The following is a 16150-nucleotide window of genomic DNA, read 5'->3' on the forward strand; positions in this document are numbered from 1 at the left end:
CCACCCGGGTAGACCAGGACCGTCCGGGCCGTTCCCCGGGATGCCGCCCGCCCCGCCCCGACCTACGCTCGGTCCATGCCCCGCCGCCACCTCCGCATGACCGGGCCGGCCGACACCCCGCTGGGGGCGTCCCTGCGCAAACTGCGCACCGAGCTCGACCTTCCCGACGACTTCCCGGCCGAGGTCCTCGCCGAAGCGGTACAGGCGGCGAAGGACCCGGTGGTATCGGCCCACGAGGATGCGACGGACCTGCCGTTCCTCACCATCGACCCGCCCGACTCGACCGACCTCGACCAGGCCATGCACCTCGAACGCCGCCGACACGGCTACCGGGTGCATTACGCCATCGCCGACGTCGCGGCCTTCGTACGCCCCGGTGGAGCGCTCGATGCCGAGGCCCACCGCCGGGTGGCGACCCTCTACTTCCCCGACGGCAGGGTGCCGCTCCACCCCACCCTGCTCTCCGAGGGCGCCGCCAGCCTCCTGCCGGGGCAGACCCGCCCCGCCGCGCTCTGGCGGATCGACCTCGACGCCGAGGGCGGGGTCGTGGCGACCTCGGTGCGCCGGGCCCTCGTCCGCAGCCGCGCCAAGCTCGACTACGCGGGCGTCCAGCGGCAGATCGACACCGGCACCGCCGAGGAGTCCCTGGCCCTGCTCCGCGACATCGGACGGCTCCGCGAGGAGCAGGAGGTCGCCCGCGGCGGCATCTCTCTCAACGTGCCCGAGCAGGAGATCGTCGGGCGCGACGGCGGCTACGGCCTCGAATTCCGCGCCCCGCTGCCGGCGGACGGCTGGAACGCCCAGATCTCCCTGCTGACCGGTATGGCCGCCGCCCACCTCATGGCCGAGACCGGAACCGGCATCCTGCGCACCCTGCCGGTCGCCCCGGACGGCGCCGTGGCCCGGCTCCGCCGCTCCGCCGAGGCGCTGCACATCGACTGGCCGCACCACGTTCCGTACGCCCAGGTCGTCCGCTCGCTCGACCCGAGGAAGGCCGGCCACGCCGCGTTCCTCCAGGAGTGCACCACCCTGCTGCGCGGCGCCGGGTACACCGTCTTCGACCACGGCGAACTCCCCACCCCCGCCGTTCACGCCGCCGTCGCCGACCACTACACGCACTGCACCGCCCCGCTGCGCCGCCTCGTCGACCGGTACGCGGCCGAGCTGTGCCTCGCCGCCGTCGCGGAACAGGACCCGCCCGAGTGGGTCCGCACCGCGCTGCCCGGCCTGCCGAAGGAGATGGCGGACGGAACCAGGCGCGCCAACACCGTCGAGCGCGAGTGCGTCGACCTGGTCGAGGCCGCGCTGCTCAAGGACCGGATCGGCGAGGTCTTCGACGCGTACGTGGTCGACGTGTCGGAGCAGGAACCCACCACCGGCACCGTCCACATCGAGGAACCGGCCGTCGTCGCCCGGATCGAGAGCGACGACGCGAAGCTCCCGCTGGGGGAACGGCTGCAGGTCAGGCTGGCGCGGGCGGATCCTGGTTCGGCGAAGGCGCTCTTCGCCCCCGCGTGAGCGCGGCCACGGCGGCCCCCGGATCATCCGCGTGGAACCGGACGGTCCGCGCGAGCCCCCGCCTCCCCATCGGCCGCACGAACTCCACCGGACCGGCCAGCTCCACGGTCACCGTCGTCTGACCACCCACGACCAGGTCGAGCACCCCGTCCGTGCCCAGCAGCACCGGCCCGCCCTCGGGAAAACGCCGCTCGATCCGTGCCCCGGCGACCGCGTCGGCGGGAATCCGCAGGTCGAACCGCCCGCCGTAGCGGATCCGCAGTGAGCCGTCGGCGTCCACCACATGCGGCCGGGTCACGCAGGAGGCATGCAGGGCCAGGACGAACACCACCCCGTACACATCGAGTACGAGCAGCACACCGTGCACGACCGGCCAGGGGACCAGCAGTGCCAGCATCACCGTCTCGACCACGGCGACGAAGAGCAGGCCATACATCATCGCCGTCTGCGGCCCCGTGTACGGGACCGCGACGGCACCCTCGGGCACGCCGTGCCGCCGCCCCCGTACCCACAGCCCGAGACTGTGCAGGGCACGCATCTCGTGCCCGACGAGCCGGCGCACACTCATTTTGCCCGCCTCTCCGCCACGCGAGCCGCCATGGCCGCCATCACCCGGCGCACCACCTCGGCCTGCGCGGGCGCGTAGTCGTCGAGCAGCGCCTCGCCGAGCCCCGTCATGACCGGCCCGTCCGAGGGGATCGCGGCCAGCACCCCGTCCGGCACCGCATCCGCCAGTTCGGCGGCGAGCGGGGGAATCCGGGGATCGTCCACGGCCGCCCCGGCCAGCGCGTCCAGCCGCTCGTACAGCACGTGCAGGGCCGGATCCCCGGCCAGCGGCGCCAGCGCGGCGTAGATCTCGCCGCCGACGCCCGTGGTGTCCAGCAGCACGAGATGCTCGCGGTCCTTGGCGGCCATGGGGGAACCGGTCGTCGGGACCGCGCCCAGCAGCTCGGCAAGGGCCGGCGACACGGGCTCATCGGCGGAGACCGGCCCGTCCAGCAGCCGGGCCAGCCGACGCCGCCGCTCCCGGATCTCGTTCTCCTGCCGGGCCAGATCCGCGTCCAGCCCCGCCAGCACCTCCATGAGCTCGCGCCCCTCCGTGTCGGCGAGCACGTCCCGCACCTCGTCCAGCCCGAGCCCGAGCTCGGTGAGCCGCCGGATCCGCGCCAGCACCACGGCGTCCCGCACGCTGTAGACGCGGTAGCCGTTGGCCCGGCGGACGGGCTCGGGAAGCAGCCCGATGTGGTGGTAGTGCCGGACCGCCCGCGAGGTGACCCCGACGAGCGCGGCTATCTCTCCGATGCGCATGGACCCAGTAGAAACCTTGACGCTGCGGCAAGGTCAAGCGCTCACCGCACCCCTCCGTATCCGACGACTCCGCACCCGCCTGTGCCACGATCGAGGGACCTACTCCCATCTCACGGACGGCGGGTCCAGCGATGTCCCAATCTGGCGAGCGACCGAGGAAGGGGCGTGACATGACTGCCATGCCGCATGAACCGCTCACGCAGGCGGACGTCCTGCTGGAGGGCTTCCTGGCGCTGGATACGCCGGAGGGCTTCCGCGCCGAGCTGATCGAGGGGGAAATCGTCGTGACGCCGCCGCCGGACGGGGACCACGAGGACTACATCAGCCTGATCATGAAGCAGGTGATCAGACTGGCCCGGACCGATATGGACTTTTCCGGAAATAAAGGGTTGAAACTGACGAGTGGCGGGCGCTGCCCCAAGAACCACGTCATTCCCGACGGCACCTTCGCCCCCACCAAGCTGCGCCTGTACCAGGGAGCCGACCCCTGGATGCCGTGCGAGGGGGTGTCCCTCGTCGTCGAGGTCACCTCGACCAAGCCCAGGGCGGACCGCACGGACAGGCGTCACTGTTACGCCCGCGGACCCATCCCGCTCTACCTTCTGGTCGACCGGGAGCAGTCCTCGCTGAGCTGTTCAGCGACCCGGAGGGCGACGACTACCGCCAGCACTGCACGATCCCGTTCGGCAAGCAGCTCGCGCTCCCGGCACCGTTCGCCTTCGACCTGGAGACCGAGGAATTCATCTGAACCCGGCCCCGATCGGCTGCCCGCGCCGGGCGGGTAGCATGGTCGGCACGGCAGACGAGCCGGGCGGACGGCCGCGTGGGGATCCTCGGATCTCCCCGAGGAACGTCCGGGCTCCACAGGGCAGGGTGATGGCTAACGGCCACCCGGGGTGACCCGCGGGACAGTGCCACAGAAAACAGACCGCCAAGGACTCCGGTCCTCGGTAAGGGTGAAACGGTGGTGTAAGAGACCACCAGCGCCTGAGGTGACTCAGGCGGCTAGGTAAACCCCACCCGGAGCAAGGTCAAGAGGGGCCGTCGCGAGACGGCCCTGCGCGAACGATCGAGGGCTGCCCGCCCGAGTTCGCGGGTAGACCGCACGAGACCGGCAGCAATGCCGGTCCTAGATGGATGGCCGTCTCCCCGGCCGCCGCGAGGCGACCGGGCGACAGAACCCGGCGTACAGCCCGACTCGTCTGCCGCTGGCTTCGGCTTCGCCATGGAGAGGGCCTCCGACCGGTGTCGGAGGCCCTTTCCGCGCGTTGATCGCTCTCGCTTCGGAACTGCCCCCACCACCGTGCCAGGAGCAGTGCCGACCCCCGTGTCACACCATCAACCGCTCGCTCCTTCAGTTGCGGGGGTGGTGCGGGAGACCACCCGCGCCGACGGGACGGGCGCCGTCGGCCCCGACACTTGGCGCGCACCGACTCGCGGGGTCCCGGCTCAGCCGAGGTTGTCCCTCGACGTGGAGTTGCGGATCATGCGCACGTTGGGCAGCCTTCCTCGCCAGATCTCTCGTTCACCTGTGGCCTTGAATCCGTAGCGCTCGTAGAAGCGGACCGCGCGCTCGTTGTACTCGGTGACCCAGAGGCGCATGGACGCGTTTCCTGCCCAGGCCAGGAATTCGCTCATCAGTCGCCCCCCGACACCTTCGCCCTGGGCCTCGTTCAGCAGATACATCGGCCCGAGGGTGACCACATCGTCCCGGCGGCCGCAAAGGAAACCGACGATCTTCGTATCGCAGCGGACGACACGGCAGAACAGCAGGTCCGGCCGTTGCTTCGCCGCCGCTATGAACTCACGCCACTGAGTGATTCCTTCCACGGCGGCGGAGGAGCCCCGGTGCTCACGTATCCATCTCTCGTCTATCCCCGCCTCCTCGTTGGGATACGTCTGCAGCCAGGCCCTCAACTGCACAGGCCCCAGGGACTCGGCGTCCTCGGCGTGGGGGATTTCGATCACATGGGTCATGACGGCCTTCCTCGACAATGCCCGCGAGCACCTCGCACGGCTCCGAACGGTCTCAGCGAGAGGTCGGCCGTCCTACCGCGCAGGGCTGCCGGGCCGGTGTGACGGCCGACGGCCGCCGCTACCGGCCCGGCGTGCTGCCGCGCACGACCGGCTCCGCAGGAAGCAGCAGCCCGCTCGCGGGGGCGGCGGCGGGGTCCTCGACGGCGGTGATCAGCCGGTCGACGAGGGCGTGGGCGATGGCGGCCAGGGGCAGGCGCGCGCTGGTGAGCGCGGGCTGGAGCAGCGTGCACAGCGGGATGTCGTTGAAGCCGGTTACGGCGACGTCGTCGCCGACGACGAGGCCGGCGGCGCGGACGGCCTGGTAGGCGGTCAGGGCGAGCCAGTCGCTTGCGCAGACCAGGGCGGTCGGGCGGTCGGGACCGGTGAGCAGGCGCTGGACGGCGTGGGAAAGTGCGACCGGGTCGTCGTCGGGGGCGCCGACCTCGAAGGCGCCGTCCGGGGCGGCGGCCGCGGCTTGCAGGAAGCCGGCCCTGCGGTCGGCGAGCCAGGGCAGGGACGCGGCGGAGTTGAGGTAGCAGATCCGGCGGTGGCCCTGGTCGAGCAGGAGTCCGGTCAGGGCGGCGGTGGCGGCGGTGGAGTCGATGTCCACCCAGTTCTGCGGGCGGCCGGGGGCGGTGCGGCCGAAGGCGGTGAACGGGAAGCCGGCCTCGGCGAGCACATCGACGCGAGGGTCGTCGTGGACGACGTCGGAGAGGACGAACCCGTCGACCTGGCGGGCCGCGATCAGGCCGTTGAAGGACCTGGCGACTGCTCCGGCGCCCTGCCGGGGGTCGGAGCGGAACACCAGGATGCGGTGGCCGACGGCGTCGGCGGCGGTCACCAGCGCCTGGAGGAAGCCGCCCATCAGGGGGTTGGGGTCGGCGGGGTTGTCGGCGGGGGCGGGATAGCCGATGACCTTACGGGTGCCGGTGCGCAGGCTGCGGGCGGACTGGTCGGGCTGGTAACCGAGTTCGTCGATGGCGGCGGTGACCCGGGCGAGGGTGGTGGCGCGCAGCCGCTGGGGTGCGTTGAGGGCGTTCGAGACGGTCTGGCGGGAGACGCCGGCCGCGAGTGCGACGTCCTCGATGGTCACCTGTCGAGCGGTCATCGTTCCTCTGTGGTCGGCGGGCCGGGGGCGGCGGGTGGCCGCCCCCGGCCCCCGCTTGTCAGTGCTCGCGGGTCAGGGTGAGCAGGCCACCGGTCGGCACAGTCACCGGGTTCACCCCGGCGACGAGGTCGAGCACGGTATCGGACAGGATCTCACCACGGCAGTCCTGGACGCGGGCGAGGGTCCGTTCCGGCCGGGTGGCGGTCAGGAGCACCACGGGGTCGCCGTCCGCGTTGGCGACGAGCAGGGTCTGCGGGCCGTCCGCGGTGTGCCGGTCCGGGAGGGCGACGGGCAGCGGTGCGTAGCGTGCGACCACGGTGGTGCGGTGGTCGCGGGCGACGGCCAGCGGGTAGCCGAGGTCCGGGCGCACGGGTTCCAGGACGCCGAACTGGAGAACATCGGCGTACCGGCGGAAGACGCCGAGCCAGAAGCGCAGGGTGGCGAGCTGGTCAGGGCTCTGGGCGGCTAGGTCGACGGAGATCTGGGGCACCGAGAACAGGGCGTTGACGAGGTGGACGGCGACGGACTCGGGCGTCTCGGCGGAGTGCCACATGATCATGTCGGCGTGGACGGCGAGCGGGCCCGCGGTGAGCCGGCAGTCGATGGTGCGCTGGCGGTTCTCGGCGGGGCTGAGCGGGCAGTCGGTGGCGCGGACCATGCTGGCGTACGGCCACAGCCCCGGGCCGACGTACGGCTGGCGGTGCTCGACGATCACGTCCGGCCGGGTGCGGCGCAGGCGGGCGTCGAGGTCGGCGAGCAGCTGGAGCACGCCCTCGTGGACGGCGGTGCGGTCGGCGCCGGCCGGGGCGGGCGGAGGGTCGGTGACCGCGAAGCGTTCGATGAAGTCGAGCTTCAGACCGTCCATGTCCCACTGCTCGACGGCGCGGGAGACCTTCTCGACCAGGTAGGCGCGGACCTCGGGGTGGCGGGGGTCGAGCACGGCCGCGTCCAGCTGGGGCTCCTCGCGCAGGATCATGCCCTGGAAGCGGTCCCAGGCGTCGTTGTGCCGGCCGATGAACGGCAGGGCGTACCAGAGGAGGTAGGCGAGGCCGAGCCGGTGGACCTCGGCGACGTGGGCCGCGGGGTCGGGGAAGGCCGCCGGGTTGGGTTCCCAGTCGCCGCAGTGGCCGTAGCCGCGGGCGCGGTCGGTGGTCTGCCAGCCGTCGTCGACGATGATGCTCTCGCAGCCGACGGCCGCGGCGAGGGCGGCCTGGCGTTCGACGGCGGCGGTGTCGACGTTCTGGTGGAGGCTGTACCAGGTGGAGTAGGCGGGCATCCGGGCGGCGGGGGCGGTGCCGGGGTGGTCCAGGCCTTCGGCCCACCAGGCGGTGACGGCCCGCAGGGTGGCGGCGAAGTGGCGGCCGCTGAGGTCGATCCGCAGCCGCAGCGGCGGCCCGTCCGGGGTGAGGTCCTGTTCGACGGAGAAGGTGAACTCTCCGCTCTCCTCCACCACGCCGGCGCCCACCCGCACGGGTGCGGAGGTCTCGCCGGCGGCGGCGGTGCACAGAGCGCGGTCCCCGGTACCGATCAGACTGGCGACGGGGGCGCCCAGGGCGAGCGACACGGTCCGCGGGGCGAGCCAGGACGGCGGCAGCCAGCGGGAGGCGTTGTCCGGGGTCCAGTACGCGGTGGCCCCGACGCAGGGGATCCGCCATTCGGCGTGGACGGTGGCCGAGGCCGACGCCGTGACCTCGATGAGGGCCACGCCGTCGCCGGTCGGGGTGACGGTGGTCTCCAGCCGGTCGCAGCCGAACCCGGTGAGGTGGACGGTGAGCGGGGCGCCGGCGGAGTGGTGCAGCCCGGTGGCGAGCCGTCGGTGGACGACGGTGCCGGCGATCGCCGCGGCCGGTGTGTTCGGGCGCCAGACCGGTACGGGCTGCTGTGGGGCGGCATCGACCGGCTGCTGGGGGGTGGTACCCGGCTCGGTGAGCGCCTGCGGGTTCTCGGCGCGCTCGTCGGCGGGACGCGGTTCGGTGGTCACGGTGGTCACTCCTTGGTGGCCCCGGCCAGCAGGCCGGAGATGAACTGGCGTTGCAGGACGAGGAAGAGGGCCATCACGGGGATGGCGGCGATGCCCGCGGCGAGCAGGACCTGCGCGTAGTTGGTGGTCGACAGCCCCTGGAGGGTGGCGGTGGCCACGGGCAGCGTGTACATCTCGGGGCTGCGCAGCGCGATCAGCGGCCAGACGAACTGGTTCCAGCTGCCGAGGAAGACGAACAGCGCGAGCGCCGCGATGATCGGCCGGTTGACCGGGATGACGATCCGCCACAGCACCCGTAGTTCGCCGGCGCCGTCGACACGGGCCGCGTCGAGGAGTTCGTCGGGCATGGAGCGCAGGGCCTGCCGCATCAGGAAGATGCCGAACGGGGTGACCAGGCCGGGCAGGACGACGGACTGGTAGGAGTCGATCAGGCCCAGGTCCATCATCATCTGGAAGACCGGGATCAGCATGACTGTGTCGGGGATGACCAGGGTGCTGAGCAGCAGGACGAAGAACAGGTTGCGCCCGCGGAACTCGAACTTGGCGAAGGCGTATCCGGCCAGCACCGAGACGACGACGGCACCGATCGTCTGGACGCCGGCCACCACCAGGGTGTTGAGCAGGACCCGGGTGAGTCCGATGGACTCCTCGAGTCCGCGGAGGTTCTCCATGAGGTGGCCGCCGGGCAGCAGTTTCGGCGGCCAGGAGAACACGTCCTTGTCCTCCTGCGTCGCGGCGATGGCGAGCCAGTAGAACGGACCGACGCAGAGCGCGAAGGCGCCCGCGAGCAGCAGCGTGAGCAGGGGACCTCGACGGGACTTCATCGGCGCTCTCCCATCAGGCGGACCTGCAGGACGCCGAGTACGGACACGATCAGCGCGAGCACATAGGCGATGGCCGATGCGTAGCCGAAGTCGAAGTACCTGAAGCCGTTGTTGTAGAGGTACATGGTGACCGTCAGGGTGGCGTTGTCGGGGCCGCCGCCGGTGAGGACGTACGGCTCGTCGAAGAGCTGCAGGGTGCCGATGGTGGAGAGCACCACGGTGAGGAGCAGGATCGGCCGCAGCTGGGGCAGGGTGATGGAGAAGAAGCGGCGGACCGGCCCCGCGCCGTCGACCATCGCGGCCTCGTACAACTCCTTGGGAATGCCCTGCAGACCGGCGAGGTACATCACCGCGTTGTAGCCGGTGTGGTGCCAGGTGATGACGAGGACGACGCCCACGCGGGCCCAGGAGGGGCTGCCGAGCCAGTTCACCCGGTCGACGCCGAACAGGGAGAGGACCCAGTTCAGCAGCCCGGCGTCGCGGTTGAGGATCACGGAGAACATCACGCCCGCGGCGACCAGGCCGGTCAGCGAGGGGACGAAGACGCCGAGTCGCCAGAGCGGGCGCAGCCAGACCTTGGCGGAGTTGAGGGCGAGGGCGACGAGCAGGGCCAGGCACAGCATCAGCGGTACCTGGACGACCAGGATCAGTGCGGTGTTCTTCAGCGCGGTCCAGAACAACGGATCGTTCAGCAGGCGCCGGTAGTTGGCGAGTCCGGCGAAGGTCCGGTCGTTGCCGCTGCCGGTGGTGAGGCTGATCCACAGCGAGGAGACGATGGGGTACGCCTTGAAGATCGCGAAGCCCAGGACGGCGGGCATGATCAGCAGGTACGGGACGGAGCCGCGGGTCAGCAGCCCGCGTCGGCGCGGGCGGGCGCGGCCGGTGCGCGCGGGGGTGCCGCGGCCGGCCGGCCGGGCGATGGCGGGAGCCCGTTCGGGCAGGGCGGGGGACATGGTGGTCAGGCCGCCTGCTGCCGACCGGTCTGCTGGGCGAGCCGTTCGGCGGCGTCCCTGAGGGCACGGGCCGGGTCGGCGCCCTTGACCAGCACCTGGCTCTGGGCGTCGCTGGCGAGCTTGAGGGCGCGGGTGTAGTCGCCGGTGAAGTTGGTGGCCTCGGAGCCGAAGGAGAGCGAGTCGACGAAGGTCTCCAGCACCTTCTGGCCGCCGTAGTAGGGGTGGGGCGCACTGAACATCGGGTCGTCGTACGCCGCGCCGAGGGCGGGGAAGACTCCGCCGGAGGTGAACATCCGGTTGATCTCGGCGGGCTTGGTGAGCGCGTACTCGATGAACCGCCAGGCGGCCCGGCGGCGCTTGCTCGACGCGGAGACGGCCAGATAGGTGGAGTTGACGATGGCGCTGCGACTGCCCCCGGGAACGGCGGCCGGAGGCTGCATGACACGCCATTTCCCCTTCTGGCCGGGGAACTTGGTGGCCAGGTACTCGACGGCCCAGGCGGGATCGGGGGAGGTGGCGAGCTTCCCCTGGCCGAGCAGGCGATTCTGGGTGCCCTGGCCCGCGGTGTCGGCTAGCAGGCCGTCGTCGTTGAGCCGCTTGATGATGGTGAGGGCCTGGACGGCTTCCTGGGAGGCGAGCGTGATCTTGCCCTGCTGGTCGAAGTAGAAGGCGCCCTGGAGCTGCATCAGGTTCTGGAAGAAGTCCATGTCCGGGGTGGTGCCCGGCTTGTCGAGCCCGAGCAGCTGGGCACCGGTGGCGGCGAGGATCTTCGGTCCGGCGGCGATCAGGTCGTTCCAGTCGCCGATGTCCGCGGGGTCGATACCGGCCTTGTCGAAGTAGTCCTGCCGGTAGAACAGGCCGAGCGGGTTGACCTCCCACGGGAGGGCGTGGGCGGCCTTGTCCTTGCCTATGACGGTCGGCCACAGCCCCTTGGCGAATTCGCTCCGGTACCGGTCGGCCCCGAGCCTGGACAGGTTGGCGAGGCCGTCGGGGAACTTCTCCAGGTAGCCGGGCAGGTAGTCGACGCCGATGTGCAGGACGTCGGCGAGGCCCTTGCCGCCCGATGCGAGGCCGACAGTGATCTTGTCCCAGATGGCCGGGTTGCCGACGTCCTGGATGTCGACCTCGATACCGGGGTTGTCCCGTTCGAAGGAGGGGACGACGCCGCGCAGGGCCTTGGCCGCGGTGGTCCAGCTCCAGACGGTGATCCGGCCCTTGTCGCCGTCGGCGCCGCTGTCGCCGCCCGATCCGTTGCCGCCGCAGGCGGTCAGGCCGAGTCCGGCTGCGGAGGCGGTGGCGAGCTGGAGCAGTCTGCGGCGGCTCAGTTGGTGGGACATGTCGGCTCCTGGGCGTAGTGGGTGGTGGTGGGGTGGGTGAGGGTGCGCAGCGCCTCGGCGAACAGGTCGGCCGCGGCGCTCGGGGTGGAGGTGTGCGGGGACAGCCGGATCCACTCGTCGCGGCGGGTGGTGACCAGGCCGGCCGCTTCGAGGGTGCGGTGGACGGTGGCGGGGTCGTGGCCGGGCAGGCGGAAGGTGCCGATGCCGGCGCGCTCGTGCGGGCCGAGTCCGTCCAGCAGGACGTCGGCGCCGGCGCGCCGTGCGCGGTCGAGCAGGCCGGCGAGGGTGGCGCGGATTCGGGGGCCGACAGCGGCGGGGCCGCCCTGGTCGAACAGGTCGTCGATGGCTGCGCCGATGGCCGCGGCGGCCGGGAAGTCCGGGTTGGTGGCGAGGTGGGCGGCGGCCCCGGGCAGCGGTGGCGCCGGATGCCGCGGCGCGAAGGGCTCCGCGACGCCGGCCCAGCCGCCCAGCCCGGGAGCCAGGCGCTCGGCGCACCGGTCGCGGATCAGCAGCAGCGCGGCGCCCCAGCCGGCCCGCAGCCACTTCTGGCCGCCGCTGACGAGGATGTCCGCGGCATCCGCTTCGAGGGCGACGGCGCCCAGGCCCTGGATGGCGTCGACGATCAGCAGCCGGCCGGGCCCGAGGATCTCCTTGAGAGCGGCGAGCGGTGCCAGGTGACCGGTGAGCGAGTCAACGGCGCTGACGGCGAGGGCGGTGACATCGGGAGTGAGCCGGCGGCGCAGGAGGTCCGGGGTGATGTGCCGCTGCCCGGCCGGTTCGACGAGACGGACGGCGGGGCCGCCGCGGCCGGCGAAGCGGAGCCAGGGGTAGAGGTTGGCGGGGAACTCGCCACGGGGCACCAGGACGGTGCCGGGACCCTGGAGCGCGGCGGCCACGGTGAACAGGCCGTTGCTGGTGGACGGGGCGAGGGCGATCTCGTGCGGACGGGCGTCGAGCAGCCGGGCCGCCGAGGTCAGGGCGGCGTCGCCGAGGGCGAACAGCCGGTCGAGGTCGGCAGGGTCGACGCGGGTGGCGAGCGCGGTCGCGTCGGCGAGCGCGGCGGCGGCCGGGCGGGAGAGCGGGCCGATCCTGGCGTAGTCGAGGTAGCCCGCCATCGGACCGCGGGCGGGAGTCGGACCGGGGGCCGCGGGGGTGGCGGCTTCGGGCGCCCGGTGAGGTTGATCGTTCAAAAAATGTTCCTAACGGGGCTTACTGCATGCACTTTCCAGGAATTTGAAGGTTCACATTAGGGAGCTCGGGGCGACCCGGCAAGAGGTGCGACGCAACTGCTTTCCGGCGTGATCAATCTGCGGGATTCGCCTTCGGGTGAGGTCCGGACCGTTGGATCGTCCTGCCGAAGCGAGTTCAACCGGCCGATGTGGAGCGGGGTTTGGTGCTCGGTCGACCGCCCACGGCCGCATCCGGCCGTGGCATGGCCGTGCACGTAGTCTCGGCTCTTGATCAACCGCCTCTCTGCTTGGAGGAAGCGCCTGGGGGAAGCGCCGATGACGAAGGGCCCATTCGTCGCCATGGCCGCCGCCACCGCGGCGCTCGGAACCGCGCTCGGCTCCCTCGCGCCTCAGCTGCGCTCGGCCGGTCATGAGCAGTACGTCGAATCCGTGGCCACGTTCGGCGTCCTGATGTACGTCACCGCGGCTCTGGTTGTGGTGACGTGGGTCCGGGACGGTCGGCCGCACTCGAACTGATTTCTTCGCGGACAGGCGCCAGGTTGATGTCCCGGCGCCCGCACGGTACTTGTGGTCGGCAAGAGGAATCGCCGTGTCGTGACGTTCTGTTGACGGATCGTCATATTGAACGTCGCGAATCCGTAAGTGATGTGACTGCCCCTTGCGAAGCCGCCTCCCCCGGGAAGGCGGAAGTGAGCTGGATCACTGTTGAGGTTGACCCTGGGTCAGGGTGGACGCTCCTCACGTCGGCACGTCAAGGCGGACGCCGATCCGGGCACAACGGATTCAAGGGAGCAACCACCATGTCCATCAACACTTCCGACCAGGACAAGAGCATGCTGCGGACCGCGGCGTACGGTGCAGCGCCGGCGGCGGCTGCTGTTGCTGCTGCTGCTGCCGGGCAGGATCGACCGGAACTCCAGAAGGCCATGGAAGAGATCGTCGATTCCGGTCTCACCGGGATCACGCTGCGCGTGCACGACGAGCGCGGCGAGTGGGTCGGCAGCGCCGGGGTGAGCAAGTTGGGTGAGGCCGCGAAGCCGCCGACGGACGGGCACGTCCGGATCGGCAGCAACACCAAGACCTTCACCGCGACCCTGGTGCTGCAACTGGTGGCCGAGGGCAGGATCGGGCTGGACACCCCGGTGGCCGACTGCCTGCCCGAGTTCGGGCCGGACCGGCGGATCACGGTGCGGATGCTGTTGCAGCACACCAGCGGGGTCTTCAATTTCACCGGTGAGTACTACGAGGACGGGACGGTGGTGGCGGGGATCCCCGCCACCACCGCGGGCAAGGAGTGGGTGGACAACCGCTTCAAGACCTATCGGCCGGCGGAACTGGCGCGGCTGGCGCTGTCCAGGCCGGCACGGTTCGAGCCGGGGACGGGCTGGAGCTATTCCAACACCAACTACGTGCTGGCCAGGCTGCTGATCGAGCAGGTCACCGGCCGCTCGGTCACCGAGGAGATGCAGCGGCTGATCCTGGGGCCGCTCGGGCTGTCCGGCACCGTGGCGCCCACCACCGAGACGGAGATCGCCGAGCCGCACGCCCACGCCTACTTCCGGTACGAGGACGCCGGCGAGGAGAAGACGGTCGACGTCACCAGTCTCAACCCGTCCTGGATCTCCAGCGGTGGTGACATGATCTCGACCTCCCGGGACCTGCACACGTTCATCTACGCGCTGGTGAGCGGCAAGCTCCTGCCGGCCGAACTGCTGGCCGAGATGTGCACACCGCACCCGACGCCCATTCCCGGCATGGGCTACGGCCTGGGGGTGTTCGTGCAGGACACCGGCCGGGGTGGCACCGTCATCACCCACAACGGCGGCGCCGCCGGCCACGCGGCGCTGATGTACAGCACACCCGACGGCAGCAGGACCCTGACCGCCACGCTGAACTACGTGGACGACGCGGCGTTGTCCCTGGCCGTGCCGTTCCAGCAGGCGACGCAGCGGCTCGTCGACGAGGTGTTCTGCGGCGGGCAGGCCGATCCTGCTCGGCAGGCGGACTGAACACATGTGCCGCGTACGCCCGGAGGGGCTTTCCCCTCCGGCAGCACATCAGGCAGTAGACGAACCGGGGGCCACGCCGGGACCGGCGTGGCCCGTCCACATGCCCGGCCGTGGTGCACGCATCGGTGGCCGAGCACGAGCACGAGGCAGGCTTGGCGGATGAGCAACGGTGTCACGATCGGGCAGGCGGCGGCGTTCGTCGGCGTCACGGTGAAGACGGTTCGGCACTACCACAAGCTCGGCCTGGTCGAGGAGCCCGAACGCGACAGCTCCGGCTATCGGCGGTACGGATCGGCCGACTTGTTGCGGCTGGTGCAGGCCCGCACGCTGGCCGCTGCCGGGGTTCCGCTGGCCGAGATCGGGCCCCTGCTCGACGTGGACGCGGCGCGGTTCGCCGCCGCACTCGCCGATGTCGAGCGGCAGCTCACCGAACGGATCGAGGAGCTGGCCACCCGGCGCGACACGCTGCACCGGCTCGCCGACGGCAACCGGGCGCTGCTGCCCGACCGGGCCGTGGCGCTGCTGGAGCGGATGCCCGGACTCGGCTTCACCGCGGACGAAGTGGCGGCCGCCCGGGAGGGCTTGGTGCTCGCCAGGGCCCTGGTTCCCGAAGGCTTCGACGAGCACCTCGCCCATGTCGAGCTCGCCCTGCTGGACGCCCGGTTCGTCGCCCTGAGCAAACGCGCCGCCGAGTCCGCGGCCTGGGAACCCGACGACCCCCGCATCGCGGAACTCGCCACCGCGATGGCCGGCCACTACCTCGCCAACCCCGCACAGCTCAAGATCGTGACCGGCCTGCAAGCCCGTACCGAGGCCGCGACCCGGTACAAGCTGATCGCCCGCCACGGCGAGGAAGAGGCACCGGCCGCTGCCCGGCTGGCCGAGCTCGTCGAGTCCGAGCTCCGCGCCGCCGGTGTCCGTATCCCCAGACCGGACTCCCGCTGACCGCGCCGCGCCGGGAGGCCTGAGGCCCCGGCCGGTCAGGCCTTCTTGACCACGCTGGACTTGAGCTGCATGGAGCCGAACCCGTCGACCTTGCAGTCGATGTCGTGGCCGTCCACGCCGTCCACCAGACGGATGTTGCGCACCTTGGTGCCGGCCTTGATGCCGCTCGGACTGCCCTTGACCTTCAGGGTCTTGATCACGGTGACGGTGTCTCCGTCCGAGAGCACGTTGCCGACCGCGTCCCTGATCCCTCCGGCCGCACCCTCGCCCGCGGGCTCGGCGGAGGTGGGCGACCACTCATGGCCGCACTCGGGACAGATCAGGAGCGCGCCCATCTCGTAGGTGTACACGCCGGAGCACGCGGGGCACGGCGGCAGCGCCTCGGTCACATCGCTCATCGGTCTTTCCTCGCCTCGTTCGGTCGTTCCTGTGCATCGGTTACAGCAGGCTTCATATTGCCGCGGTACGACGGCCGCACCGGTGTGACGGCCGCCCGGTACGACGGCCGCACCGGTGTGACGGCCGCCCGGGTCCTCACGCGGGGTCCTTCCGCAGGGGAAGGGTGATCCAGATGCTCTTGCCCTGGCCGTCCGAGTCGCCCCGGACGACCGCGGTGCCGCCCAGGCCGAGGGTGAGTTCCATGACGGTTCCCAGCCCGCCGCCGGTCCCGGTGACCGTCGAGAAGAGCGGGGGCCGGTACGGGTGGCGGTCGTGGACGGCGAACGCGAACGTGTCCTGGCCGGCCGCGTAGATCACGGTGACGTCAGGGGACAGCAGGGCCGCGTGCCGGACGCTGTTGGTCACCAGCTCGGAGAGGATCAGCAGCGCCGGATCGACGGCGGGATGACGCCGGCTGATCCCCCACTCCGAGAGGACCTGTTCGGTGGTCTCGCGGGCGATCCGCACGGCCGAGCCCATCGTGGGCAGGGTCAGGACGTGCCGCAGGGGCAGGGCGTCGAGC

General features: G+C 71.4%; 15 protein-coding genes, 1 other RNA gene and 1 pseudogene. 6 read left to right on the forward strand and 11 right to left on the reverse strand.

Features of this window, described 5'->3' with window-relative positions; genetic code table 11:
* Window positions 1–75 precede the first annotated feature (75 nt).
* Entirely contained in the window at window positions 76–1518 is a 1443-nt protein-coding gene (locus OHA19_RS28380) for an RNB domain-containing ribonuclease (RefSeq protein WP_405712145.1), read from the forward strand.
* Here OHA19_RS28380 and OHA19_RS28385 read toward each other — a convergent pair.
* Together OHA19_RS28385 and OHA19_RS28390 are read right to left on the reverse strand one after the other, a co-directional pair.
* A complete protein-coding gene (locus tag OHA19_RS28385; RefSeq protein WP_405712144.1) occupies window positions 1463–2086 on the reverse strand; it encodes a hypothetical protein in 624 nt (207 codons plus the stop codon). The genes OHA19_RS28380 and OHA19_RS28385 overlap by 56 nt on opposite strands.
* On the reverse strand, window positions 2083–2826 hold the full coding sequence (locus OHA19_RS28390) for a MerR family transcriptional regulator (RefSeq protein ID WP_405712142.1): 744 nt from the start codon (window positions 2824–2826) through the stop codon (window positions 2083–2085). The genes OHA19_RS28385 and OHA19_RS28390 overlap by 4 nt, the downstream gene beginning before the upstream one ends.
* A 179-nt stretch (window positions 2827–3005) precedes the next feature.
* Between OHA19_RS28390 and OHA19_RS28395 the strand changes: the two are divergent.
* Window positions 3006–3574, forward strand: a pseudogene (locus OHA19_RS28395) (Uma2 family endonuclease).
* A 55-nt stretch (window positions 3575–3629) separates the two neighbouring features.
* An RNA gene (rnpB, locus tag OHA19_RS28400) (RNase P RNA component class A) lies at window positions 3630–4031 on the forward strand.
* Window positions 4032–4275: 244 nt separating this feature from the next.
* On the opposite strand, the gene OHA19_RS28405 is transcribed toward rnpB, so the two are convergent.
* From OHA19_RS28405 to OHA19_RS28435, 7 genes are all read right to left on the reverse strand, one after another.
* Complete coding sequence (locus tag OHA19_RS28405; protein WP_405752093.1) at window positions 4276–4803, reverse strand: GNAT family N-acetyltransferase; 528 nt, start codon at window positions 4801–4803, stop codon at window positions 4276–4278.
* Window positions 4804–4921: 118 nt separating this feature from the next.
* Window positions 4922–5950: a LacI family DNA-binding transcriptional regulator gene (locus OHA19_RS28410; protein ID WP_405712138.1), complete on the reverse strand. Its 1029-nt coding sequence runs from the start codon at window positions 5948–5950 to the stop codon at window positions 4922–4924.
* 58 nt (window positions 5951–6008) lie between these two features.
* On the reverse strand, window positions 6009–7931 hold the full coding sequence (locus OHA19_RS28415; RefSeq protein ID WP_405752096.1) for a glycoside hydrolase family 36 protein: 1923 nt from the start codon (window positions 7929–7931) through the stop codon (window positions 6009–6011).
* 5 nt (window positions 7932–7936) lie between these two features.
* On the reverse strand, window positions 7937–8755 hold the full coding sequence (locus tag OHA19_RS28420) for a carbohydrate ABC transporter permease (protein ID WP_405752099.1): 819 nt from the start codon (window positions 8753–8755) through the stop codon (window positions 7937–7939).
* On the reverse strand, window positions 8752–9708 hold the full coding sequence (locus tag OHA19_RS28425; RefSeq protein WP_405752101.1) for a carbohydrate ABC transporter permease: 957 nt from the start codon (window positions 9706–9708) through the stop codon (window positions 8752–8754). Before OHA19_RS28425 ends, OHA19_RS28420 begins: the two co-directional genes overlap by 4 nt.
* Before the next feature lie 5 nt (window positions 9709–9713).
* Window positions 9714–11045, reverse strand: a complete 1332-nt coding sequence (locus tag OHA19_RS28430; protein WP_405712131.1) for an ABC transporter substrate-binding protein — start codon at window positions 11043–11045, stop codon at window positions 9714–9716.
* Window positions 11030–12235, reverse strand: a complete 1206-nt coding sequence (locus OHA19_RS28435; RefSeq protein WP_405752104.1) for an aminotransferase class V-fold PLP-dependent enzyme — start codon at window positions 12233–12235, stop codon at window positions 11030–11032. The genes OHA19_RS28430 and OHA19_RS28435 overlap by 16 nt, the downstream gene beginning before the upstream one ends.
* A 315-nt stretch (window positions 12236–12550) precedes the next feature.
* Here OHA19_RS28435 and OHA19_RS28440 point away from each other — a divergent pair, with 315 nt between their 5' ends.
* The 3 genes from OHA19_RS28440 (at window position 12551) to OHA19_RS28450 (ending at window position 15189) form a co-directional block, all read left to right on the forward strand.
* A complete protein-coding gene (locus tag OHA19_RS28440; protein WP_405712127.1) occupies window positions 12551–12751 on the forward strand; it encodes an SCO3870 family protein in 201 nt (66 codons plus the stop codon).
* A 410-nt stretch (window positions 12752–13161) separates the two neighbouring features.
* A complete protein-coding gene (locus tag OHA19_RS28445; RefSeq protein ID WP_405753322.1) occupies window positions 13162–14244 on the forward strand; it encodes a serine hydrolase domain-containing protein in 1083 nt (360 codons plus the stop codon).
* A 159-nt stretch (window positions 14245–14403) separates the two neighbouring features.
* The gene (locus OHA19_RS28450) at window positions 14404–15189 is read left to right on the forward strand and encodes a MerR family transcriptional regulator (RefSeq protein ID WP_405712125.1); all 786 of its coding nucleotides are present in this window, start codon (window positions 14404–14406) and stop codon (window positions 15187–15189) included.
* 35 nt (window positions 15190–15224) lie between these two features.
* Here OHA19_RS28450 and OHA19_RS28455 read toward each other — a convergent pair whose 3' ends face one another.
* Both OHA19_RS28455 and OHA19_RS28460 read right to left on the reverse strand, forming a co-directional pair.
* Complete coding sequence (locus OHA19_RS28455; RefSeq protein ID WP_405721395.1) at window positions 15225–15578, reverse strand: zinc ribbon domain-containing protein YjdM; 354 nt, start codon at window positions 15576–15578, stop codon at window positions 15225–15227.
* Window positions 15579–15723: 145 nt separating this feature from the next.
* Window positions 15724–16107 carry an ATP-binding protein gene (locus tag OHA19_RS28460; protein ID WP_405721392.1) on the reverse strand — a complete coding sequence of 128 codons (384 nt, stop codon included), beginning with the start codon at window positions 16105–16107 and terminating at the stop codon, window positions 15724–15726.
* Window positions 16108–16150 lie beyond the last annotated feature (43 nt).

The sequence above is a fragment of the Streptomyces sp. NBC_00012 genome (assembly GCF_045040875.1).
In the GTDB taxonomy this organism is placed as follows: Bacteria; Actinomycetota; Actinomycetes; order Streptomycetales; family Streptomycetaceae; genus Streptomyces.

Coding starts and splice junctions, on each gene's coding strand:
- OHA19_RS28405 (WP_405752093.1), bottom strand. CDS start 4,803: ATGACCCATGTGATCGAAATCCCCCACGCCGAGGACGCCGAGTCCCTG.
- OHA19_RS28420 (WP_405752099.1), bottom strand. CDS start 8,755: ATGAAGTCCCGTCGAGGTCCCCTGCTCACGCTGCTGCTCGCGGGCGCC.
- OHA19_RS28445 (WP_405753322.1), top strand. CDS start 13,162: ATGGAAGAGATCGTCGATTCCGGTCTCACCGGGATCACGCTGCGCGTG.
- OHA19_RS28390 (WP_405712142.1), bottom strand. CDS start 2,826: ATGCGCATCGGAGAGATAGCCGCGCTCGTCGGGGTCACCTCGCGGGCG.
- OHA19_RS28380 (WP_405712145.1), top strand. CDS start 76: ATGCCCCGCCGCCACCTCCGCATGACCGGGCCGGCCGACACCCCGCTG.
- OHA19_RS28425 (WP_405752101.1), bottom strand. CDS start 9,708: ATGTCCCCCGCCCTGCCCGAACGGGCTCCCGCCATCGCCCGGCCGGCC.
- OHA19_RS28440 (WP_405712127.1), top strand. CDS start 12,551: ATGACGAAGGGCCCATTCGTCGCCATGGCCGCCGCCACCGCGGCGCTC.
- OHA19_RS28450 (WP_405712125.1), top strand. CDS start 14,404: ATGAGCAACGGTGTCACGATCGGGCAGGCGGCGGCGTTCGTCGGCGTC.
- OHA19_RS28385 (WP_405712144.1), bottom strand. CDS start 2,086: ATGAGTGTGCGCCGGCTCGTCGGGCACGAGATGCGTGCCCTGCACAGT.
- OHA19_RS28460 (WP_405721392.1), bottom strand. CDS start 16,107: ATGGGCTCGGCCGTGCGGATCGCCCGCGAGACCACCGAACAGGTCCTC.
- OHA19_RS28430 (WP_405712131.1), bottom strand. CDS start 11,045: ATGTCCCACCAACTGAGCCGCCGCAGACTGCTCCAGCTCGCCACCGCC.
- OHA19_RS28410 (WP_405712138.1), bottom strand. CDS start 5,950: ATGACCGCTCGACAGGTGACCATCGAGGACGTCGCACTCGCGGCCGGC.